The following is a 20,035-nucleotide window of genomic DNA, read 5'->3' as shown; positions in this document are numbered from 1 at the left end:
GCACGCCGCCAGCGTTCGTCCTGAGCCAGGATCAAACTCTCCATAAAAGTGAAAAAGTTTGTCTTGCTCATTTGCACACCGAATGTGCTTTGTTTGAATTCCTTCTATATAATAGAAAGAATATCTTGACGTACTGGTTGGTTCGTTCAGTTTTCAAAGATCAATGTTTTGTTTGCCGCTTCAAAACAGCGACTTAATAAATATATCATGGTGAGTTGTTTAAGTCAACAACTTTTTTCGTGAAATTTTGTTGGCCGTTGCGGCCTGCCGCGCTCTCTCAATGCGACGTTTAATAATATACCATGGTTTTTCTTAACCCGTCAATAACTTTTCATAAAAAACTTCCCTTTCTATTTAAAAAGTAAGAAAGGGAAGGATTCCAAGCCTCTTCTTCTAGTACTGAGAGTCCGCCACTTTGTATTTCCGATGATAGATATTCGGACCTTTCGTTTCTTGAAGAACAACTTCTATTAATTCGTTCTCTGCTAAGTATTCAATCATTGAAGATAAGTCGAGTGCATATTCCTTAATGCCTGGGTGGACTTTTAAATCTCCAAATGACCATGCCTCTTCACTTTCTTTCATTAAATCGATTAAATGCTTCGCGCTTGACTGAGATCTTTTGCTAATTGCATGTTCTACAGCAAGGATCATTAACTGGACACGTTTATCCGTGGGTTCACCGCTTTCAATTAATTCCTGGTACAGCTTATAAATTTCAGGTTCAATGCGACGGACCTGATTCCATACAGTTACTTCCGGATGGAAACCTTTTTCAATAATGGATAAGCGGGCAAGATAATGAAGCGAGTGAACCATGCGGCTGAATGAATCCAAATACTGCTCTGATTCAAACAAGTCCTTGGATTCGCTATAACTGCGAATCAGCTTGGCAAATTCGATCGCTTTCTTTAAGTCTCTTGACTGCTGTGGGAATGATCTCAGTTTTTCTTTAAGATCACTAATATATTCGTTTCTTTCAAAAATGATAGAACCGTTGATTACCCACTCCACCGCCCTCCGGTATGAACTGGTATCAATCCAATGCTGAAGCAGAGTTTCATCCACGATGTGCATAGCAGCTGCCTGATTTTCATATTCATAGTGTTTTACGTACCAGGGATCCTTGGCTTCTCTTACAATAATAAATAAAATTACGTCAAAGTTGTCCGTAACCGGGCTTATTGGTTTCTTCTTTTCTAAAATTAAAATGCCTAAAGTATTTGATTGACTTGCCCGTTCTTGATAAATCGGGCGTAAAACATCTTCCATTAGATTTCCCCCATAACTCTAATTCTGTTCATTAGTTTTATTCGATACTTTCGACGAAAATCCTTTTTTCAAATTATATTTCGCCCAGGTAAATTATGCTATACTACATATGAAGAGATAAAGGAGGTACACGTAGTGGCTTTAAAATACAGCAGCAAAATTAATAAGATCCGCTCGTTTGCATTCTGGTTAATTTTTGCTGGTTTCGGAGTAATGTACATTGGATTAATATTTAAGGATATTGCTTGGCTGATGGCTCTCTTTATGATTTTAGGGATGGGCTTTATTGGGTTAAGTACTGTAGTGTATTTCTGGATCGGCATGCTTTCCACTCGTACCATCCAAATTGTATGTCCTTCCTGTGAAAAACCAACGAAAATGCTTGGGCGTGTGGATGCTTGTATGCATTGCGATCAGCCCTTAACGATGGACAAGTCTTTAGAAGGCGAAGAATTCGATGAAAAATATAATTCCAAACGCCCCAAAAAGCGAAAAGCAGAACATCATACTTAATTCATATAAAATCCCCCGCTGTCATCGGACAGCGGGGGATTATTTTATTCAGACAAACATAAGGGTTAAGAATTAGACAGTAAAAAACTGAAAGCACCTGGCTTTCAGTTTAGTGAGTTTGTGCAGTTTTGCAATTTGAACACGTTCCATATACTTCCATGCGATGATGACTTACAGTAAATCCAGTCACCTGTTCAGCTAATGATTCCACTTCATTTAGACTAGGATAGTGAAAGTCAACGATTTTACCGCATGATTCGCAAATAATATGATAATGATCCGTCGTGTTACAATCAAAGCGGCTTGATGAGTCTCCGTAGGTCAGTTCCCGGACTAAGCCGATTTCCCTGAACACCCGGAGATTGTTATAGACCGTAGCCACACTCATATTGGGAAATTTACTTTCTAATGCTTTATAAATTTCATCAGCTGTAGGGTGAGTCATAGAATTCAGTAGGTATTCAAGCACCGCATGACGCTGTGGAGTAATTCGAACACCTGAATCTTTTAATGTATCAATTGCGTCCTGGAGTCGATGGTCAGACACAGCCATGCACCTCGCTTTCATAAACTGATTCTTGATTTAGAATATTATTAAATTAGAATCTTTATAATTAGTGTAACCTGTAAAGAAAGGTATTGTCAATAAAAGTTATCTCTTAAAAAATGTAGTAAACCCCTTAAACATCAGGGTGTAGTGGCAGTTCGCGGCCACCCAGCTGATGGTTTACATACCTTGCTGCAACAAAAAGTAAATCAGACAACCGGTTCAAATAAGACACAACGAGCGGATTTTCAAGCTCTTCTCCTAGTCCAACCGCTGTACGCTCAGCTCTTCGGACCACTGTTCTGGCCAAGTGAAGTCCAGCAGATGCTTCATGTCCTGAAGGCAGAATGAAATTTTTTAAGGGTGCCAGTTCTTTATCCCATAGATCAATCTGTTTTTCTAACTCTTCGATGTGCTCCTTCTTCAGCTGCCAGGCCACTTCTTTCCCTTTAGGAGTAGCAAGCTCTGCCCCGACGTGGAAAAGGATCGTCTGGATTTTCTGCATGGCGGTCATAAATTCTTCTTTCTCTGCCCAATCTTCGCGATTTAAGTGGCTGACGGCAAGTCCGATTGCTGAATTGGCTTCATCACACGTGCCGTATGCATCCACTCTTAAATCATTCTTAGCTACACGGTCCCCATAAATAAGAGACGTTTGTCCCTTATCCCCAGATCTAGTATAAATTCTCATCCTTAATACCCCCGTTTTGGATCAATTAGATTCACTAGTTCTTCCTGTTTTAAATAACGTTCCAAGTTCTCGTCAAATACTTCAAAGGCTCTTGGGACGTAATGCGGAGAAATCCCTGAATGGTGTGGTGTTACTGTGACATTTTCCTCTTCCCAGAAAGGATGTTCCTGAGGGAGCGGCTCTTCTTCAAATACATCAAGCACTGCATGGGCAATTTCTTTGTTTCGAATGGCCTCCAGCAAATCTGTGGAGGATACGAGATCTCCTCTGCCCATATTTAAGAACAGACTGGATTCTTTCATCATTTGAAAATGTGATTTGTTCATCAAATAGCGAGTTTCTTCAGTACTTGGCAATACAGCGACTACGAAATCCGCTTCAGGCAGGACATCTTTTAATTCTTCCACCGTATAGGTTTCATCTAAATGAGGTTTCGCATTTCCCGATTTCGATACACCAATCGTCTTCATATGAAAGGCTTTCGCTAACCGCGCCGTTTCTTGAGCAATGGCTCCGGTCCCGAGCAAGACCATCGTCCTGTTATTAATCTCGTTCAAAACAGGTGTACGATCCCATTGATGCTTCGTTTCCTGAGCAATGAGTGTCTTTGCTTGACGAGAAACCTGCAGCAGCATAGAAATGGCGTATTCTGCCATTGGACGTGCATGAATTCCTCGAACATTGGTAACGGTAATACCTCTTTCCTCTATTTCCTCAAACGGCATACGATCCATACCAGCGGATAAAACCATAATCCACTTAAGGTGCTCTGCCTTTTGTATTCTCTCTTTATTCAAATCTTCCCCATATGTAACAAATACATCCGCTTCAGACAAATACGTTTCCGCTTCTTCTATGCCATGACAAAAAATAAATTCTGTTTGCGAATATTTCTGCTCAAAATGATTCCTTATCGACTCAGGAACACGTTTAATGGCTGACACAACTTTCATGGTTCATCTCCTCCCTTACTTCTTCTATCATAATTATAGCTGCGGCTGGCCGCAACGTTGGAGTCTTCCTCAATAAAAAGAACAGCCCCGACTTAACCGTCAGGGCTCGACTCACTTATTGCAGTTGTTCGCGAATGTAGCTTAGAGCCGCTTCCACATGTCCATCCACTTTTACTTTACGAAAATCTTCCGCAAGGTTCCCTTCTTTATCAATGATAAAGGTAGAGCGTTCAATTCCGTAGTACTCCTTGCCGAAATTCTTCTTAAGCTTCCACACACCGAATTCTTCCGCCACACTGTGATCTTCATCCGCTAATAGCAGGAAGGGCAGGTCATGCTTATCAATAAATTTCTTATGGCTTTCCACTGGATCAGGACTTACGCCTAAGATCACGGCGTCCAAATCTGCGAAGCTTTCATGTTTGTCACGGAAATCACAAGCTTCCGTTGTACAACCTGGTGTCATATCCTTCGGGTAAAAGTAAAGGACCACGTTTTTACCTTTGTAATCAGATAAGGATACATTTTCTCCGTTATTTGCTGGTAGAGTAAAGTCTGGTGCTTTTTTTCCTGTTTCTAATGTCATTACAGAGAACCCTCCTATATATAGTCTATACTTATCAGCCTACCTTATCTGTTCGGAAAGTTCCAACATCAGCTATTTCCTTTGTCGTGAAGCCACACCTTCATGACCAGGGCAGCCGGAAGAGCATAGCCAATCATAGCTTCAAATAAGGCTAGCCATCGTCCAAGACCAAGAGGCAGCAAATCTCCATATCCCACTGTAAACAAAGTAACTCCGCTGAAATACATACTCCTCGATACTTCCTCCATCCAAGTTTCCGAAGAAGCAGCCGGCACATCATGAAAGATTTCCAGCCCTCCTACGGATAGTACAGAATACAAGAGTCCGAACCCAATCGTAATAATCGTATAAAGAAGGAGGACAGATATAAATAAATGAAAAGAAAAGATCTTTTGTTCTTCTTCCAGGGAAGTGAAAATCTGTTTTAAGCTTCCGAAAATGATAGCAAGTGCAATGAGAGATAACAAAATAAAAATAATCCATCGACTCCTTTGTCCAAAGGAAGAAAGACAGCACAAGTCTAAAAGCAAGTTACGAATCCATAACATTCTGAATAGCCTAGTAACCTTTATACAAGACAAGAGCAACTTGTCCTCTATAGTTTTAATATGTGAAACCTTACGAATTTATGCGGTTCTCCCCTGCTCAAATCCCTACTGCAGTTAATCTTTAATCACTCTTATATTTATATAGGAAGAAATCCGTTTCACCCGATAGAAGAATATCGGCCCACACGTTTGAGGACGCGCTTGAATATGATAAAGTATTTTGGAAAATAAGGGAATTCCGCGGACGCTTTCGGCTCATTGCTGTTCTTACCCACTCTTCCAATCCCCTGCAATTAATTTCAACTCCTGAAATTTCTTCTTTCTGAAGCAAGAGATCTCTGTCTTGTTTGCAAGTCCGTGCTACAATGAGACTTGAATATTGAATCAACTGGAGGCTGAAACATGAATTTTACTCAATCCGAACAACTTTATACGGAAGCTCAAAAACATATAGTCGGCGGGGTGAATTCTCCATCACGCGCATACAAAGGCGTCGGCGGAGGTACACCCGTGTATATGGAAAAAGCTGAAGGCTCTCACTTTATCGATGCAGATGGAAATGAATACATTGATTATCTTGGGGCGTACGGTCCAATCATTACAGGACATGCCCACCCGCACATAACAGAAGCGATTACGAAAGCAGCACAAAACGGGGTTCTTTACGGCACACCGACCAAGCTTGAGAACACGTTTGCTAAAATGCTGAAGGACGCCATTCCTTCACTGGATAAAGTTAGATTTGTTAATTCTGGAACCGAAGCGGTTATGACTACAATTCGAGTGGCCCGAGCTTACACCGGCCGGAACAAGATCATTAAATTTGCCGGATGTTACCACGGTCATTCTGATCTGGTCCTTGTGGCTGCAGGTTCCGGTCCTTCCACTCTCGGAACCCCAGATTCTGCCGGAGTTCCTACTTCTATAGCTCAAGACGTTATTACCGTACCTTTTAACGATGTTGAACCATTAAAAGAAGCTCTCCATAAATACGGCGATGAAATTGCTGCCGTGATGGTTGAACCGATTGTAGGTAATTTCGGCATCGTGGAACCAAAGGAAGGCTTCCTCGAAGAAGTGAACACATTAACTCATGAAGCAGGCGCCCTTGTTATTTATGATGAAGTAATTACAGCGTTTCGTTTCACATACGGCAGCGCTCAACAGCTCCTCGCTATTGAACCAGACATGACAGCTATGGGAAAAATTATCGGCGGCGGTCTGCCCATCGGCGCATATGGTGGTCGCGCTGATATTATGGAACAAGTAGCTCCGCTCGGGCCAGCTTACCAGGCAGGAACAATGGCAGGAAACCCAGCTTCCATGTCAGCCGGCATCGCCTGTTTAGAAGTTCTCAAACAAGAGGGGATCTATGAAGAAATGGACAAGCTTGGAGAACTGCTGGAGGACGGCATTCACAAGCATGCTGAAACCTACGGGATTCCTATTACCATCAACCGTCTAAAAGGAGCATTAACCGTTTATTTCACCACCCAGAAAATCGAAAATTATGAACAAGCCGAGCAAACTAACGGCGAGCAATTTGCCCGCTTCTTTAAGTTAATGCTGGAGAAAGGCATAAATCTAGCCCCTTCCAAATATGAAGCTTGGTTCCTGACTACCGCCCATACAGAGGAAGATATTCATCAAACGCTAAAAGCAGTCGAAGAATCCTTTCAAATCATGGCAAATGAATAATCACACGCCAAAAATAAGAGTGTCTTAGCCATTATTAAATCCGAACAATGATGAAATGTTCACCCCATTTCCTATCATTGTTCGGATTTTTTCTGACTGAAGTAAAATTTCCAGTCGTTTCACAGCTTCATCCTTTTGAGGGAAGTCCTTGTCTCCAATCCCCATTTTTTATAACTTAGTGTTGCGAACGTTTCCAATCCATGCTAAGATAAGAATATAATTCTGAAAATTCAAACGAATTATGATTACTGTTTTCATTTCTTTCCCTTTTCATAGGTTTCGGTGTAAAACTGAAACCCCTTCCTCTAAAGGAAGCTCGAGCGATCGCAGTTTAAATTGCGATGGCTTATTTTTTTGCGTTCATAACCCTTCTCTCAGTGATTAAACTAATTTGTTGAAGGGAACGAGAAAAAAAGAGTGAATCTCAAATAAAAATTCTATATAATGAGTTCATTGATGCTTAATTCAAAACTTGAAGGATGATGTTACCTTATGAAACTCGGCGCTCGTATGATGAAGACGGGGCTTGCCGTAGCAGTAGCTTTGTATGTATCCAGCCTGCTTGGCTTTGTATCACCATTACTAGCAGCCATTGCTGCCGCCTTTTCGATTCAGCCATCCATTTACCGCTCTTATCAATCGATCATTGAACAAATTCAAGGAAATACTATCGGGGCCCTCATTGCGGTTGTGGCAGTCTTTACCCTGGGGAATGATCCTTTTATCGTCGCATTTGCGATTATTATCGTTATAGGTTTTACAACAAATTTAAAAATGAATGAAAATACCATTTCTCTTGCCGTTGTAGCCGTAATTGCTTTAATGGATTCGACAGATTTAACATTTATCCACTTTGCAGCTTCCAGATTTTCATCGATGCTGCTTGGTATACTTGCCGCTTTTATTGTCAATTTAGTATTCTTACCGCCAAGATATGAAACAAGACTATTTAAGAAGATTGATTTAGCTACGACTGATATTTTGCAGTGGCTTCGGGTTACAACCCGCCAGCTTTCTGATCAGCCTGCGCTTAAATATGAAATCCAGCGTATACAAGACGAAATCCGCTGGATCGATCACACCTTTCTGCTTTATTCCGAAGAACGAACGTATTGGAAAGGAAAACGATTCTCTAAAGGCCGCAAGCTCGTGTTGTTCCGTCATTTAATCACTACCACAAAGAAATCATTCGATGTATTAAAAGCCTTTTACCGGTTAGAATACAAAATCGAGCAAATTCCTTACGAATTTCAGGACGTCCTTGTAGGAGAGCTGGACAAACTGATTAATGCTCACGAGAAATTAGTGCTTAGTTTAAAGGGGCGGATTAAACAAACCCATAAACAATCCCTGCGAACAATTGAAGAACCTGATATCCCGCTCCTCGTTGAGCGATTAACCAATATCTTTGAAGAAAGCGGCGATTCCGATAAATTCGCCTTCCTTCCCTTAGCTTCTCAATTAATGGAATATTATTACCAGCTGGAGAAATTAAAAAGGCTTCTGAAAAGCTATCAAACGCACCATCAGGAAGACTATATAAAAACTTCTGATAAATAACGAAAAGGAGGCCATGTACCGGCCTCCTTTTTTTACGTTCCTAAATATTCTTTTTTGCTGTCATCCAACTGCTGAACTTGGAAGAGATTATAGTAGCCGCCCTGTTTATTCATTAGTTCACTATGAGATCCAGCTTCTACAATTTCACCATTTTCAATGAGGACAATCCGATCAGCATGTGTGATCGTTGCTAATCGGTGAGCTACAATAAAGGTCGTCCGGTCCGAAGCAAGCCGCTCAAGAGCTCCTTGAATAAGGCTTTCACTTTCCAAATCAAGTGCAGACGTTGCTTCATCTAGTACAAGTACAGGCGGGTTCTTAAGGAAAACCCTGGCGATGGCCACTCGCTGTTTCTGACCTCCAGAGAGCTTAACACCGCGTTCGCCTACTAAGGTTTCATACCCATTAGGAAGACTCATAATAAAATCATGCGCGTTAGCCGCCTTAGCAGCCTCAATCATCTCTTCGTCCGTAGCCTCTGGGTCCCCCATTTTAATATTCATCGCAATCGATTCACTAAATAAAATATTATCTTGGAGCACCATGCCAATTTTATCACGGAGTGTGCGTGCTTCTACATCCCGAATATCTGTCCCATCGATGAGGATCCGACCGCTGTTCACATCATAAAAACGCGGAATTAAACTGATCAGAGTTGATTTTCCTCCTCCGCTCATTCCTACAAAAGCGATCGTTTCCCCTTTCTTAACCTCGAGACTAACATTATTTAACACCATAGGTTCATCATCATCATATTTAAAGGATACATTATCAATCGTTACGTCCCCGTGTACCTTTTCAAGCTTTTTGGCATCAGGTTTATCTTTAATATCATAATCCTCATCCAAAAACTCAAAAACACGGTCCATGGAAGCAATGGACTGCGTCAGCACCGTAGCAGAGTTCACTAAACGTCGAAGCGGATTGTATACACGATCCATATACCCGACAAAAGCCACCATCGTACCTACTGTCAGTGCCCCGGTAATTACCTGGTAACCAGCAAAAGTTACAACGAGAAGCGGTGCTAAATCTGTAATCGTATTCGTCACAGAATAGGTGTACGCATTCCAGTTTGTATGCTTAATTGCTTTATTCAGGAAATTCTTATTCTGAACATCAAATTGGTCCTGCTCATAATCTTCTAGCGCAAAACTGCGGATAACCGGCACCCCTTGCACACGTTCATGAAGGTGACCCTGCACTTGTGCTAAAGCCTGGGAACGGTCTCTTGTCAGTCTGCGGAGCTTTGCGTAGAAGTACTTGATGGCAAACCCGTAAAACGGAAATAACAGCACCGATACCAGTGTGAGCCAGGGATCCATCGTCAGCATAATAATAATGGCAATCACAATCGTGAACATGTCGAGCCATATATTCATTAGACCAGTGATTACAAAGGTCTTCGTTTGCTCAACATCATGAATCACCCGGGAAATAATCTCTCCCGTTTTCGTCTGAGAATAAAACCTTAAACTCAAGCGCTGAATATGATCAAACAACTTATCTCGGACATCATACAGAATGTGACTGCCGATCCACTGGGCTAAATATTGACGAATATATTCAACCGGAGGCCGCAAAATCATAAATACGAAAAACGCAGCACCCATGAGCATGAGTAAATGATTAAATTTTTCTGACTGGGCGAGGGAATCAGCATTAATAATATGGTCAATGACATAACGGATAATTAATGGCATTAATAGCGGAATAGAAAATTTTACGATTCCTACAAGCACAGTAATAATAATTTTTCCTTTATACGGTTTTACAAATTGCAAATAGCGTTTAATACTCCCCATACACGTCACCTACTTCCTTTTCTAACCTCTTATTAACAACAATCAAGCGCACCTCCTGGGAAGTGCGCATGGAAGATATTCTTTCCTTCTTATCGATACGTTAAATATCGTTCATACCATTGATCAATAAACTCCGGAGAAAAAGGTCCTTTTCTCTGTCTTACCCACCTAATCAGCGTATCAATATTATTATATAAGATACGATCCAGAACATGCGGGTAGTTCATCTGACGTTTATGCTGATCATATTCATCTTCATCGAGAATTTTATAGGTCATGTCAGGAAAAACTTTAACATCTAAATCATAATCAATGTATTTGATCGCTTCCTCTTCATAAATGAAAGGTGAGCTGATATTACAATAATAATAAACCCCATCTGTTCGTAACATACCAATGACATTAAACCAGTGTCTAGAATGAAAATAACAAATGGCAGGCTCTCTTGTAATCCATCTTCTTCCATCACTTTCTGTAACGGTCGTGCGATCATTCGCTCCGATTATCACATTTCTTGTGCCTTTTAATATCGTGGTACTATCCCACACGCGGTGAAGTTTCCCATTGTGCTTGTAACTTTGAATTTCAATTCTCTTACCTGCCTCTGGGCCGGGCATGTTCTCCCCCCCTTGCTCTTTTCCCGTTTCATTAACCTTCTGTCTATTATAACGACAATTGTAAAGGAATGAAAACAATTAGATTTTCACAATAGGTAACCAAAGTGAAGAGGAGCGGTTAGGTCCCCCGAGCTAAGCCAGCGGCTGGAAGAGGAGCTCCCTTTCTCCTCTGGAAGTCGATGACTTAGAACCGCGTGGACCTGCGACTCGCAGCTGGAGGTAACCAAAAGCGGAAGCGCCTTGGGCAGCTGCGAATTGCATAAGCAAAACCATGGCGTGGCGCTTTTTGCCACAGAATGGGGTTGCTTATGTCACGAGCAGCTAGGCGCTGCAGCTGGATGACCAAAGTGAAGAGGAGCGGTTAGGTCCCCCGGGCTAAGCCAGCGGCTGGAAGAGGAGCGCCCTTTCTCCTCTGGAAGTCGATGACTTAGAACCGCGTGGACCTGCGACTCGCAGCTGGAGGTAACCAAAAGCGGAAACGCCTTGGGCAGCTGCGAATTGCATAAGCAAAACCATGCCGTGGCGCTTTCTGCCACAGAATGGGATTGCTTATGTCACGAGCAGCTAGGCGCTGCAGCTGGATGACTAAAAGTGAAAGCATCAAATAGTGTCTGGACTATATATAATGTCCTCATTATATGAAAAGAAGCCGTCCAAAATTGGACGGCTTCTTCATATTCGGGGGTTTGATACAGGCCAGTAAACAGCCTGACAAGCCTTACCAATTATTCAGACGTTATTTTTTCTTAGCCTGAGATTTTTGGTTTTGCTCACGTACTTGTTGTGCATCAGTTTGTGATGCAGCTTCAGTACCATATTGTTGCTGTTGACCTTTTTGAGCAGCTTGTTGGTTTTGTTGTCTTACTTGGTTTTTGTCTGTACCAGCAGCTGTTTTGTTTTGTTTTGGTTGCTTAGCCATGATTATCACCTCCGCAAAAATTAGTCTGCACAGTTGATCATTTTTCATTCATTAAAAAATAAAATTTTGTATTTCCTCATTAATTTCTTTTTTTTAAGCAAAATAAAAAGACGCTTCTATTATATAGAAGCGTCTTGAAAATACGTTATAAAATTAAAGGCTTTTAGCTCCAATGTATCTAGGGCTCCAGTAAGAGTTAGACAGTGAACTGATTTCTACCCCGCGGGAAGATCCAGCATGGATGAACTTGTTGCCGCCTACATAAATTCCAACGTGAGAAGCACCAGGCTTGTACGTTTCAAAGAAGACCAAGTCTCCAACCTGAAGAGCAGAACGGCTTACAGAAGACAAACGGTTGTCTGCATACATACCGGCCACTGTTCTAGGAAGGCTTACACCTTCTTGGTTGAATACATACTGAATGTAGCCACTGCAATCAAATCCCGATGGAGAAGTTCCTGCCCATACATACGGAGTACCGAGATGTTTTTTTGCTTCCTGGACAATTCCTGAGTTTGAAACTCCTGAATTTGTGGAACCACTATTACTAGAAGAAACATGATTTGAAGAAGAAGAACCACTGTTGCTGTTTCCAGAACTATGAGTAGCTTCACCTTTTACACTTAAACGCTGACCAACTTGAATGATGTCACTTGAAAGATTGTTCCAGCTTTTAAGTGAGGATACGCTCACGCCGTAGTCTTTAGAAATTTTCCAAAGAGAGTCACCAGAACGAACTACGTAAGTGCTTGAGTTGGAAGAACTAGAAGAATGACTTACTTTCTTCGTAGATGATTTGCTTTCATGATTAGAAGCACTTGCGCCGTTGATGCTTAAATGGTCTCCTGTAATGATTAAAGAAGAGCTAAGATTGTTCCAGTTCATAAGATCTCTTACGGATACACCATACTGATGAGCAATTTTGGAAAGTGTATCACCAGATTGAATCGTGTATGTACTCTTGTTAGATGAACTATGTGATGAAGATTTGCTTGAACCATCTTTACTTACTACTAGGTTCTGCCCTACATAAATGATGTTGCTGTTTAATCCGTTCCAAGATTTAATTTGTGAAATCGAACCATCATATTGTTTGCTTAATCCCCAAATTGTATCGCCAGATTCTACTTTGTGTGACTCGTCTGCAAAAACTGTAGTTCCCCAAAGTGACGCACCAAAAATTGTTCCACAAACTGCAGTAGCTAAACGTTTCTTATTCATCGTAAAACCCTCTCTATTTTATAATCTATGAATTTCGTTTCTCATTTACAAAATCTATGTCGGTTTTCCAAAAACTATGTCGTCGTGTGTTTGCTCTGTTACCTATTATTCATAAATTAGTTTTAATTGTAAATAGTGGTAAACATAAAAAAATGTCTATTAATCTCTTATAACCGTTGATATGAAAGCATTCGACAGCTTTCGTTACAGTTAGGTTACAGTTTCGTTACATCCTTTTTATGGTAGTTTGCTAGGAAGAGTATACTTATCGTCTAAACCGTATGAAATAAGGGTTTTTGACACAAAATAAAAGGGAATAGGAGGTTTTTTTTATGTACGTAGGAAGAGATATGTCGGAATTGACAATGGAGCCAAAACAAGCTTGGCAGGAGAAAGAACTAGGTTATTTTCACTATGCTTTATCTCAGGCTGCCCCCTACTTAAACCAAGAAGGAGTGGCGATGTTGAGAGAAATAAATAAGGAAATTGAGCGCCGAGGCGGTCTGCATGCCCGAGAAGCTACTTGGACCAACGGCACTCAATTCCCTATGGATTAATGTGAGTGTGGATCTTCTGATGAGAAACAGGGAATGGAAAGTCCGCAATTTGCTCAGGATCAACAAAGCGAGCACGTTCATGGTCCAGGCTGCCCTTATTCACAACAGCTGTCCGAACTTCCATTTCCCAAATTAAGTGGGAAAACACATGCTTGACACGACTTATTGATTCTCCGAGTTCGACCTCCAAACCATATTCTCCATAAAACCAGCGGGTCGCATTTTGGAGGTCCACATCCGATAGCGGAACCATAGGATACTGCCATAAAGAGGCTAGCAGCCCTTCCCCTGGTCTTTGTTCAATGAGGACTTGATTCTTTTCATTCCTCACAATTAAAGCTAAGAATGGCAACTTCTTTTGCTTTTTCTTTGAAGACTTGACTGGCAGTTCAGTTTCTATTCCTTCCGCAAAAGCCCTGCATTGATTCTGGACGGGACAAAGAAGACAGGAAGGAGATTTGGGGGTGCAGATTAATGCTCCAAGCTCCATTAATCCTTGATTGAAAGAGCTCGGATCTTGCTTTGAAATAAGATGATAAATCAGTCCTTCAAACAATTTACGTGTACTTTGTTTGGCTATATCATCTTCTACCTTCAACACTCTCGACAGTACTCTCATTACATTTCCATCGACGGCAGGCTCAGGCTGATCATAAGCTATACTAAGTATGGCTCCTTTGGTATAAGGGCCAACTCCTTTTAATTCTCCCAATAAATCAGGGTCATTTGGTACTATACCCTCATATTTCTCAACAACTTCCCGAACCGCGTTTTGCAGATTTCTTGCTCGGGAATAGTATCCTAAGCCCTCCCATGCTTTTAACACTTCTTGTTCATCTGCTTCAGCTAACGCCTCTGGAGTTGGAAATTTTGTTAAAAAATTATTAAAATACGGGATTACTGTATCTACTCGGGTCTGTTGGAGCATAATTTCTGATATCCAGACTCGGTACGGATCTTGATTTTCCCGCCATGGTAAGATCCTCTGGTCTTGAGTAAACCAGTTAATGAGCTGAGTTTGAAACTTAGTTTTGTCGAATTTTCCTGCAATATGCTGAATTCTCTCTTGATTTTTCATGTTTAATCATCCTTCGTGATAAACTACTTTTAAACAGACTTGCCAAAGGAGGCAGCTGAAATGGATACAGGTACACACGTTGTCATGGGCGTCGCTTTAGGCGGTCTAGCTACGCTGGATCCGACTGTTCAAGCAGATCCCATGTTATTTAACGCAGTGTTAGCCGGTACGCTGATCGGATCACAAGCCCCCGATTCAGATACGGTTCTAAAATTAAAAAACAATGCTGTGTATATCCGTAATCATCGAGGAATTACACACTCACTACCCGCTGTATTCCTTTGGGGAATCGGAATACCCGCAATCATCCATTTGTTTTTCCCTGAAGTAAACTTTTTACATTTGTGGTTATGGACTTTTTTAGCAGTAATTCTGCACGTTTTCGTAGATATATTCAATGCTTATGGTACTCAGGCTTACCGTCCATTCACACATCGCTGGGTGGCATATGGGTTTATTAATACATTTGACCCTTATATCTTCACGATGCACCTTGCAGGTATAGTGGCATGGAACCTTGGAGCGAGTCCAGGTTTATTATGGATCGTGATCTATTTCGTTATTGCCCTCTACTATGTTAAACGATATTTTGATAAACGTGAACTTGTCCGGCTCATTCACAAGAATTTTGACAATGTTGAGCAAATTGCTACTTCGCCAACACTGAAACAGAATATTTGGCGGATTGCGATTACTACAAATTCGAATTATTATGTCGGCCGCGCTGAAAATGGTCACTTAATCATTCAGGATGAATTTGAGAATAAACACATCGACTACGACGACCCTATTGTTCAAAAAGCTTTGACGGATCATAATATTAAAGCTTTTCTCTCGTTTTCACCGGTCTACCGGTACGAAATGAACTATTTCGATGAATATACGGAAGTTCGTTTTATTGATTTACGCTACCGTTCTAAAGGGCGTTACCCTTTTGTAGCATTAGCTCATATTGACGACGAGCATGGAGACAACTATAAAATATTGAACTCCTATACCGGATGGGTATTTACTGAAGAAAAATTACAAAATAAACTGGATCCAATGAGCAGCCCAAAAGGGTGAGAATAAAAGCTTAAATATAAAAAATTCCCAGATGAGCAAAAGCCGCGTGCATGAGCACTGCGGCTTTTTTTAATGAAGACGTTTCTTCTTGTTAAACAAGTGTTGATATTTAGGGTTTTCGGCTACAAATTCGTGCAGTCTTGGTCCATAATTATCTACCCACTGAATAACAATTTGTTCGGTTAGTTGTTTTCCTTGGTATTCATGGCCAGCCTTTGCACGGGATGCCTCGAAATCTTCCCATAAGAGTTCCACCCATGTGCGGGCCTCATCAATTGTTAGTTGCTCATTTTTATTATATAAACGGTCAGCTAAACGCTGAAATATATCTTCCATCCAATTTCACCTCGTTGTGGCAATGTTTACAAACCATTGTATCACATAGTTTAAACCCATTTACACAGACTAAGCTTGTCTTGTTAAAAGACCAAGGAGGGTAAACCATGCGTAATAAAGCAAAAGACTTTCCTAATGTAAAAATGACACATGCACCTGAGGACGAAAGTGAGTATTTGGCCTTGCGTCCTGACGGGTCTATCAATAATCGCCCGCAAGAACGTGCTGCTCATTCCAGGGACCGTGACATTAATCAAACAGGGAGGAATAAGCGTGGGTCGTAAAAACTACAAACCAATAGCTGACACCTTCCATAAGCCTCATCGAAGTCCTAAGCATTTGAGTAATCTGGTGAATGGCGAAACGGAACAGACGCAATCAGATCAAATCACTCAAACGCAAGTAAAGAAAAGAATGTAAATAAAATAAGAGCGTCTCCCTTAGAGGCGCTCTCTTTTGCATTTTTGCGAAAAGCTGTGACTATCTTTCTAATAAAGAAATCGGCAAGGCTTCTTCTTCCCCGCTCGACTTGCGCTCTTTATTTGGAAGGAACCGATAGCCCCAGGCAAAGATTCCATTCATATATTCAACATAGAAGTGGTGTTCAGGATCTCCGGAAATTTCGTATGTTTCCCCCGCCTTAAAATCGTTCGGATCTAACATATAGGATCTTGCCATTACAATTTTGCGTTCATGAACAGCAAATTCATTAACCATCCCAAGCTGTTCAGCTTTTTGAGCTTTCTCAGTGAGCTCTGCAATTTCCTGCCTTAATTCTTCATGTGTAAAGTCACTATATCTGCGTTCCATAGTTATCCTCCTAATATGCGATAGGAATTTCTTATCATTCCATTTTACATTTTAGCAGGCTTTCTTCACAATTGAAACGTAACGATAAGGAGATGAAACCATGGGAAATGTTTTAATAACAGGTGCAGGTTCTGGACTTGGCAGGAGTCTGGCTCTTACGTATGCGAAAGCAGGCCATACTGTTTACTTGGCAGGACGCACTGAAAGTAAATTATTACTCGTACAAAAGGAACTCAAAGAAAGCGGCTGCCGGGGAGAAGTCTTAATTTGTGATGTTTCCGAGCCGGCCTCGGTAGAAGAGGCATTGAAGCAATTAGATTCTCTTGAAGTTCTCATTAACAATGCAGGTTTAGGTATCTTCGGAGAATTAAGTTCATATTCATCTGAGGACATCGATCAATTGCTTCATACCAATGTAAAAGGAACCATCATAGCAACTCAAATGGCCCACCCTTTGCTGAAGAGAGCTCAAGGACGGGTGCTCAATATTATTTCAACAGCAGGTTTACGCGGCAAGACCAATGAAAGTGTATACTGCGCCAGCAAATTTGCTGTGCGAGGATTTACAGAAAGTCTGCACAAAGAATGGGAGAATGATCCCGTCTCAGCTACGGCGGTTTATATGGGCGGAATGAATACTCCATTCTGGGAAGAGAGCACTCATGTAAAGGATCCCTCTAGCATGAAGAATCCCGACCCTGTTGCTAAGCAAATCATCGATGAAGATGATGGCCGTGAAGCGATCTATATTGATCGTTGACTGTAAATTTACCGATATCGGAATAAGCGCTCAAAGAATTCAGTCTTTGAGCGCTTATTTTAAACTACAAACAAAAAGAACCGGCCAAATAAATGACCGGTTCACTGATTAGAAATTATTCTCCTAATCCTTCTTCTTTGGTTTTTGCTACTAGAGCTTCAACAGCTTCTGCTTCGTCAGACCCTTCAGCAACATATTTGATTTCCGCTCCATTAGGAATTCCCAGAGACATTACACCCATAATGGATTTCATGTTTACTGATTTCCCTTTATACTCTAAGTTTACATCGGATTGGAATTTTCCCGCAATCTGCACTAATGCAGTTGCTGGACGAGCGTGAAGTCCCTCTGCTGATGTGATTGTCATTGTTTGTTCTGCCATGTGAATCTCTCCTTTTGGTTTATCTATAGAATTAGTCTGCTATCTCAATAATATCCGGATCATTAAAATTAACATGTCCAGAAGCCTTCACTTGAACGGTTTGTCCATCTCGAAGATTCGTAAAGACAATTGGAGTGACAGTAGAAGTAGCATGTTCTTTAATATAATCAAGATCCACTTCCATCATCGCTTGTCCTTGCTTCACTTCATCCCCTTCAGAAATAAGCGCTGTGAAGCCTTCCCCTTTTAAGCTAACGGTGTCGATCCCTATATGAACGAGTATCTCCATTCCATTATCTGCTTCGAGACCAATGGCGTGCTTGGTAGGGAATACATTAAGAACTTTACCATTAACCGGTGATACAATCTTACCATCTTCCGGTTCAATCGCAAATCCATCCCCCATCATTTTACCAGAGAATACTTGATCTGGCACTTCTGTAATCGGGATTACTTTACCTTTTATCGGACTTACAAATTTCAGACTGCCTTTATTCACCGGAGATTCTGCTTTCTTCGTATCATTCACTATTTCTGAAACATCTCCTCGGGATCGTGGAGTCTTACCATCAATAATGTCCTGCATTTGGCCGCGCAGTGTATCAGAAACGGGACCAAATATGGCTTGAATATTATTCCCGACTTCCATAACACCTGAGGCGCCCAATTTTTTCAGCCTTTTTTTGTTTACATTTTCTTTTTCATTAACCGATACACGTAAGCGGGTGATACAAGCATCCAGATGAGAAATATTTTTCTCGCCGCCCATGGCTTCTAGAATTTCAAATGGCAAGTCGCCTACTTCCCCCTGGTCTTCCTCGTCATCCGCTTCATCTTCACGACCAGGTGTTGCCAGGTTAAATTTAAGAATTGCCCAGCGGAAACCGAAGTAGTAAATAACAGAGAAACAAAGACCTACAATGATTACCCACCACCAGTCGGTACGGTTAGGCATTACTCCGAACAGAATAAAGTCAATTAACCCGCCGGAGAACGTCATCCCAATTTTAACCCCAAGAATCTGCATAACCATAAAGGATAGTCCTGCAAAAATCGTATGAATACCGAACAAAATTGGAGCAACAAATAAGAATGAGAATTCAATTGGCTCGGTAATCCCGGTTAGGAAAGAAGTTAAAGCAGCAGACGCCATAATTCCTCCTACTACGGCTTTACGCTCAGGTTTAGCCGTATGGTAAATAGCCAGAGCAGCCGCTGGGAGCCCAAACATCATGAATGGAAATTTACCTGTCATAAAGGTACCAGCTGTGAAGTCTACTCCATCTTTTAACTGTTCAAAGAAGATCGTCTGGTCACCACGGACCACTTCTCCAGCTGCATTCGTGTAGCTGCCAAACTCAAACCAGAATGGAGAATAGAAAATATGGTGTAAACCAAATGGAATTAAAGCACGCTCAATGACACCAAATACGAAAGCTGACAGAGTACGGTTCGTGTCGAGCATAAAGTGAGATAGCGTATTTAAGCCATCTTGAGCATACGGCCATACGAAGTGCATGACAATTCCAAGAAACAATGCTGAAAACGCGGTTATAATCGGAACGAAGCGTTTACCCGCAAAGAAACCAAGAAACTGTGGTAATTCAATATTAAAGAATCTCTTATACATAGACGAGGCAAGTATACCGACAATAATACCGCCGAATACCCCTGTTTGCAGCGTAGGAATTCCAAGCACATTGGCAAATGCCGGATCATTCGTCATACTGGCATCAATACCGCCAAATACCCCCATAACGACATTCATAATTAAGTATCCTATAATAGCGGCTAGACCTGCAACTCCATCGCCGCCTGCTAAACCAATCGCAACCCCTACTGCAAACAATAACGGTAAATTATCAAATACAATACCCCCAGACTCAGACATGATCTGAAGCAACACTTGAACCCAGTGAGTCCCAAAGAAAGGAAATTTCTCAACAAAACTATCCTGCGCAAAACTAGTACCAAACGCAAGCAAAATCCCCGCAGCCGGCAGCAAAGCAACCGGCAGCATCAATGCCTTACCAACCTTTTGCAGCGTACCAAAAGCATTCTTGAACATAAACATTTCCCCATTTCATAAAATAACCAACAGCCAACCCTACCACCTA

The 20,035-nt window shown here is 41.4% G+C and carries 23 protein-coding genes; 8 read left to right on the top strand and 15 right to left on the bottom strand.

What is annotated here, in order from left to right:
• Positions 1–393 precede the first annotated feature (393 nt).
• Complete coding sequence (locus Q7A53_RS19455; RefSeq protein WP_411790869.1) at positions 394–1,272, bottom strand: nucleotidyltransferase-like protein; 879 nt, start codon at positions 1,270–1,272, stop codon at positions 394–396.
• Between the two features lie 135 nt (positions 1,273–1,407).
• On the opposite strand from Q7A53_RS19455, the gene Q7A53_RS19450 reads away from it, so the two are divergent.
• Complete coding sequence (locus Q7A53_RS19450) at positions 1,408–1,785, top strand: YgzB family protein (RefSeq protein WP_411790868.1); 378 nt, start codon at positions 1,408–1,410, stop codon at positions 1,783–1,785.
• A 109-nt stretch (positions 1,786–1,894) separates the two neighbouring features.
• On the opposite strand, the gene perR is transcribed toward Q7A53_RS19450, so the two are convergent.
• From perR to Q7A53_RS19425, 5 genes are all read right to left on the bottom strand, one after another.
• The gene (gene perR / locus Q7A53_RS19445; protein ID WP_411790874.1) at positions 1,895–2,338 is read right to left on the bottom strand and encodes a peroxide-responsive transcriptional repressor PerR; all 444 of its coding nucleotides are present in this window, start codon (positions 2,336–2,338) and stop codon (positions 1,895–1,897) included.
• Between the two features lie 127 nt (positions 2,339–2,465).
• Positions 2,466–3,023: a cob(I)yrinic acid a,c-diamide adenosyltransferase gene (locus tag Q7A53_RS19440; protein WP_411790867.1), complete on the bottom strand. Its 558-nt coding sequence runs from the start codon at positions 3,021–3,023 to the stop codon at positions 2,466–2,468.
• A 2-nt stretch (positions 3,024–3,025) separates the two neighbouring features.
• Positions 3,026–3,976 carry a D-2-hydroxyacid dehydrogenase gene (locus Q7A53_RS19435; protein WP_411790866.1) on the bottom strand — a complete coding sequence of 317 codons (951 nt, stop codon included), beginning with the start codon at positions 3,974–3,976 and terminating at the stop codon, positions 3,026–3,028.
• A 115-nt stretch (positions 3,977–4,091) separates the two neighbouring features.
• A complete protein-coding gene (bcp, locus tag Q7A53_RS19430; RefSeq protein WP_411790865.1) occupies positions 4,092–4,562 on the bottom strand; it encodes a thioredoxin-dependent thiol peroxidase in 471 nt (156 codons plus the stop codon).
• Positions 4,563–4,630: 68 nt separating this feature from the next.
• Positions 4,631–5,110: an ion channel gene (locus tag Q7A53_RS19425; protein WP_411790864.1), complete on the bottom strand. Its 480-nt coding sequence runs from the start codon at positions 5,108–5,110 to the stop codon at positions 4,631–4,633.
• Positions 5,111–5,512: 402 nt separating this feature from the next.
• On the opposite strand from Q7A53_RS19425, the gene Q7A53_RS19420 reads away from it, so the two are divergent.
• Together Q7A53_RS19420 and Q7A53_RS19415 are read left to right on the top strand one after the other, a co-directional pair.
• Positions 5,513–6,808 carry a glutamate-1-semialdehyde 2,1-aminomutase gene (locus Q7A53_RS19420; RefSeq protein WP_411790863.1) on the top strand — a complete coding sequence of 432 codons (1,296 nt, stop codon included), beginning with the start codon at positions 5,513–5,515 and terminating at the stop codon, positions 6,806–6,808.
• 492 nt (positions 6,809–7,300) lie between these two features.
• The gene (locus Q7A53_RS19415) at positions 7,301–8,368 is read left to right on the top strand and encodes an FUSC family protein (RefSeq protein WP_411790862.1); all 1,068 of its coding nucleotides are present in this window, start codon (positions 7,301–7,303) and stop codon (positions 8,366–8,368) included.
• Between the two features lie 32 nt (positions 8,369–8,400).
• On the opposite strand, the gene Q7A53_RS19410 is transcribed toward Q7A53_RS19415, so the two are convergent.
• From Q7A53_RS19410 to Q7A53_RS19395, 4 genes are all read right to left on the bottom strand, one after another.
• Positions 8,401–10,173, bottom strand: a complete 1,773-nt coding sequence (locus tag Q7A53_RS19410; protein ID WP_411790861.1) for an ABC transporter ATP-binding protein — start codon at positions 10,171–10,173, stop codon at positions 8,401–8,403.
• A gap of 89 nt (positions 10,174–10,262) precedes the next feature.
• Positions 10,263–10,790 carry a nucleoside tri-diphosphate phosphatase gene (ntdP, locus tag Q7A53_RS19405; RefSeq protein WP_411790860.1) on the bottom strand — a complete coding sequence of 176 codons (528 nt, stop codon included), beginning with the start codon at positions 10,788–10,790 and terminating at the stop codon, positions 10,263–10,265.
• A 736-nt stretch (positions 10,791–11,526) separates the two neighbouring features.
• A complete protein-coding gene (locus Q7A53_RS19400) occupies positions 11,527–11,709 on the bottom strand; it encodes a gamma-type small acid-soluble spore protein (RefSeq protein ID WP_411790859.1) in 183 nt (60 codons plus the stop codon).
• A 153-nt stretch (positions 11,710–11,862) separates the two neighbouring features.
• A complete protein-coding gene (locus tag Q7A53_RS19395; protein ID WP_411790858.1) occupies positions 11,863–12,930 on the bottom strand; it encodes a LysM peptidoglycan-binding domain-containing protein in 1,068 nt (355 codons plus the stop codon).
• A 332-nt stretch (positions 12,931–13,262) separates the two neighbouring features.
• Between Q7A53_RS19395 and Q7A53_RS19390 the strand changes: the two genes are divergently transcribed.
• Positions 13,263–13,487: a cytosolic protein gene (locus Q7A53_RS19390; RefSeq protein ID WP_411790857.1), complete on the top strand. Its 225-nt coding sequence runs from the start codon at positions 13,263–13,265 to the stop codon at positions 13,485–13,487.
• Here the strand turns inward: Q7A53_RS19390 and mutY are convergent.
• Positions 13,477–14,565, bottom strand: a complete 1,089-nt coding sequence (mutY, locus tag Q7A53_RS19385) for an A/G-specific adenine glycosylase (RefSeq protein ID WP_411790856.1) — start codon at positions 14,563–14,565, stop codon at positions 13,477–13,479. The two genes, Q7A53_RS19390 and mutY, sit on opposite strands and share 11 nt — an antisense overlap.
• Before the next feature lie 60 nt (positions 14,566–14,625).
• On the opposite strand from mutY, the gene Q7A53_RS19380 reads away from it, so the two are divergent.
• Positions 14,626–15,630 (top strand): metal-dependent hydrolase, encoded by a 1,005-nt coding sequence (locus Q7A53_RS19380; protein ID WP_411790855.1) that lies wholly within the window; start codon positions 14,626–14,628, stop codon positions 15,628–15,630.
• Positions 15,631–15,699: 69 nt separating this feature from the next.
• Here Q7A53_RS19380 and Q7A53_RS19375 read toward each other — a convergent pair whose 3' ends face one another.
• On the bottom strand, positions 15,700–15,966 hold the full coding sequence (locus tag Q7A53_RS19375) for a YfhJ family protein (protein WP_411790854.1): 267 nt from the start codon (positions 15,964–15,966) through the stop codon (positions 15,700–15,702).
• A 107-nt stretch (positions 15,967–16,073) separates the two neighbouring features.
• Between Q7A53_RS19375 and sspK the strand changes: the two genes are divergently transcribed.
• Both sspK and Q7A53_RS19365 read left to right on the top strand, forming a co-directional pair.
• Positions 16,074–16,250, top strand: a complete 177-nt coding sequence (sspK, locus tag Q7A53_RS19370; protein WP_411790853.1) for a small acid-soluble spore protein K — start codon at positions 16,074–16,076, stop codon at positions 16,248–16,250.
• Positions 16,240–16,386, top strand: coding sequence for a YpzG family protein (locus Q7A53_RS19365; protein ID WP_411790852.1), 147 nt, complete (start codon positions 16,240–16,242; stop codon positions 16,384–16,386). The genes sspK and Q7A53_RS19365 overlap by 11 nt, the downstream gene beginning before the upstream one ends.
• A 60-nt stretch (positions 16,387–16,446) precedes the next feature.
• Here Q7A53_RS19365 and Q7A53_RS19360 read toward each other — a convergent pair whose 3' ends face one another.
• Positions 16,447–16,776 (bottom strand): YfhH family protein, encoded by a 330-nt coding sequence (locus Q7A53_RS19360; protein WP_411790851.1) that lies wholly within the window; start codon positions 16,774–16,776, stop codon positions 16,447–16,449.
• 100 nt (positions 16,777–16,876) lie between these two features.
• Here Q7A53_RS19360 and Q7A53_RS19355 point away from each other — a divergent pair, with 100 nt between their 5' ends.
• The gene (locus Q7A53_RS19355; RefSeq protein ID WP_411790850.1) at positions 16,877–17,536 is read left to right on the top strand and encodes an SDR family NAD(P)-dependent oxidoreductase; all 660 of its coding nucleotides are present in this window, start codon (positions 16,877–16,879) and stop codon (positions 17,534–17,536) included.
• A gap of 115 nt (positions 17,537–17,651) precedes the next feature.
• Here the strand turns inward: Q7A53_RS19355 and Q7A53_RS19350 are convergent, their stop codons facing one another.
• Both Q7A53_RS19350 and ptsG read right to left on the bottom strand, forming a co-directional pair.
• The gene (locus Q7A53_RS19350) at positions 17,652–17,918 is read right to left on the bottom strand and encodes a phosphocarrier protein HPr (RefSeq protein WP_411790849.1); all 267 of its coding nucleotides are present in this window, start codon (positions 17,916–17,918) and stop codon (positions 17,652–17,654) included.
• Between the two features lie 31 nt (positions 17,919–17,949).
• A complete protein-coding gene (gene ptsG / locus Q7A53_RS19345; protein ID WP_411790848.1) occupies positions 17,950–19,986 on the bottom strand; it encodes a glucose-specific PTS transporter subunit IIBC in 2,037 nt (678 codons plus the stop codon).
• Between the last annotated feature and the right edge of the window lie 49 nt (positions 19,987–20,035).

Source organism: Halobacillus rhizosphaerae (assembly GCF_046719735.1).
In the GTDB taxonomy this organism is placed as follows: domain Bacteria; phylum Bacillota; class Bacilli; order Bacillales; family Halobacillaceae; genus Halobacillus_B; species Halobacillus_B rhizosphaerae.
The sequence above is the reverse complement of the archived record's forward strand: the minus strand, read 5'-3'. Positions and strand labels throughout refer to the sequence as shown.

Coding starts and splice junctions, on each gene's coding strand:
- Q7A53_RS19390 (WP_411790857.1), top strand. CDS start 13,263: ATGTACGTAGGAAGAGATATGTCGGAATTGACAATGGAGCCAAAACAA.
- Q7A53_RS19395 (WP_411790858.1), bottom strand. CDS start 12,930: ATGAATAAGAAACGTTTAGCTACTGCAGTTTGTGGAACAATTTTTGGT.
- sspK (WP_411790853.1), top strand. CDS start 16,074: ATGCGTAATAAAGCAAAAGACTTTCCTAATGTAAAAATGACACATGCA.
- mutY (WP_411790856.1), bottom strand. CDS start 14,565: ATGAAAAATCAAGAGAGAATTCAGCATATTGCAGGAAAATTCGACAAA.
- Q7A53_RS19410 (WP_411790861.1), bottom strand. CDS start 10,173: ATGGGGAGTATTAAACGCTATTTGCAATTTGTAAAACCGTATAAAGGA.
- Q7A53_RS19355 (WP_411790850.1), top strand. CDS start 16,877: ATGGGAAATGTTTTAATAACAGGTGCAGGTTCTGGACTTGGCAGGAGT.
- Q7A53_RS19375 (WP_411790854.1), bottom strand. CDS start 15,966: ATGGAAGATATATTTCAGCGTTTAGCTGACCGTTTATATAATAAAAAT.
- Q7A53_RS19420 (WP_411790863.1), top strand. CDS start 5,513: ATGAATTTTACTCAATCCGAACAACTTTATACGGAAGCTCAAAAACAT.
- perR (WP_411790874.1), bottom strand. CDS start 2,338: ATGGCTGTGTCTGACCATCGACTCCAGGACGCAATTGATACATTAAAA.
- bcp (WP_411790865.1), bottom strand. CDS start 4,562: ATGACATTAGAAACAGGAAAAAAAGCACCAGACTTTACTCTACCAGCA.
- Q7A53_RS19415 (WP_411790862.1), top strand. CDS start 7,301: ATGAAACTCGGCGCTCGTATGATGAAGACGGGGCTTGCCGTAGCAGTA.
- Q7A53_RS19360 (WP_411790851.1), bottom strand. CDS start 16,776: ATGGAACGCAGATATAGTGACTTTACACATGAAGAATTAAGGCAGGAA.
- Q7A53_RS19435 (WP_411790866.1), bottom strand. CDS start 3,976: ATGAAAGTTGTGTCAGCCATTAAACGTGTTCCTGAGTCGATAAGGAAT.
- Q7A53_RS19455 (WP_411790869.1), bottom strand. CDS start 1,272: ATGGAAGATGTTTTACGCCCGATTTATCAAGAACGGGCAAGTCAATCA.
- Q7A53_RS19425 (WP_411790864.1), bottom strand. CDS start 5,110: ATGTTATGGATTCGTAACTTGCTTTTAGACTTGTGCTGTCTTTCTTCC.
- ptsG (WP_411790848.1), bottom strand. CDS start 19,986: ATGTTCAAGAATGCTTTTGGTACGCTGCAAAAGGTTGGTAAGGCATTG.
- ntdP (WP_411790860.1), bottom strand. CDS start 10,790: ATGCCCGGCCCAGAGGCAGGTAAGAGAATTGAAATTCAAAGTTACAAG.
- Q7A53_RS19440 (WP_411790867.1), bottom strand. CDS start 3,023: ATGAGAATTTATACTAGATCTGGGGATAAGGGACAAACGTCTCTTATT.
- Q7A53_RS19350 (WP_411790849.1), bottom strand. CDS start 17,918: ATGGCAGAACAAACAATGACAATCACATCAGCAGAGGGACTTCACGCT.
- Q7A53_RS19380 (WP_411790855.1), top strand. CDS start 14,626: ATGGATACAGGTACACACGTTGTCATGGGCGTCGCTTTAGGCGGTCTA.
- Q7A53_RS19400 (WP_411790859.1), bottom strand. CDS start 11,709: ATGGCTAAGCAACCAAAACAAAACAAAACAGCTGCTGGTACAGACAAA.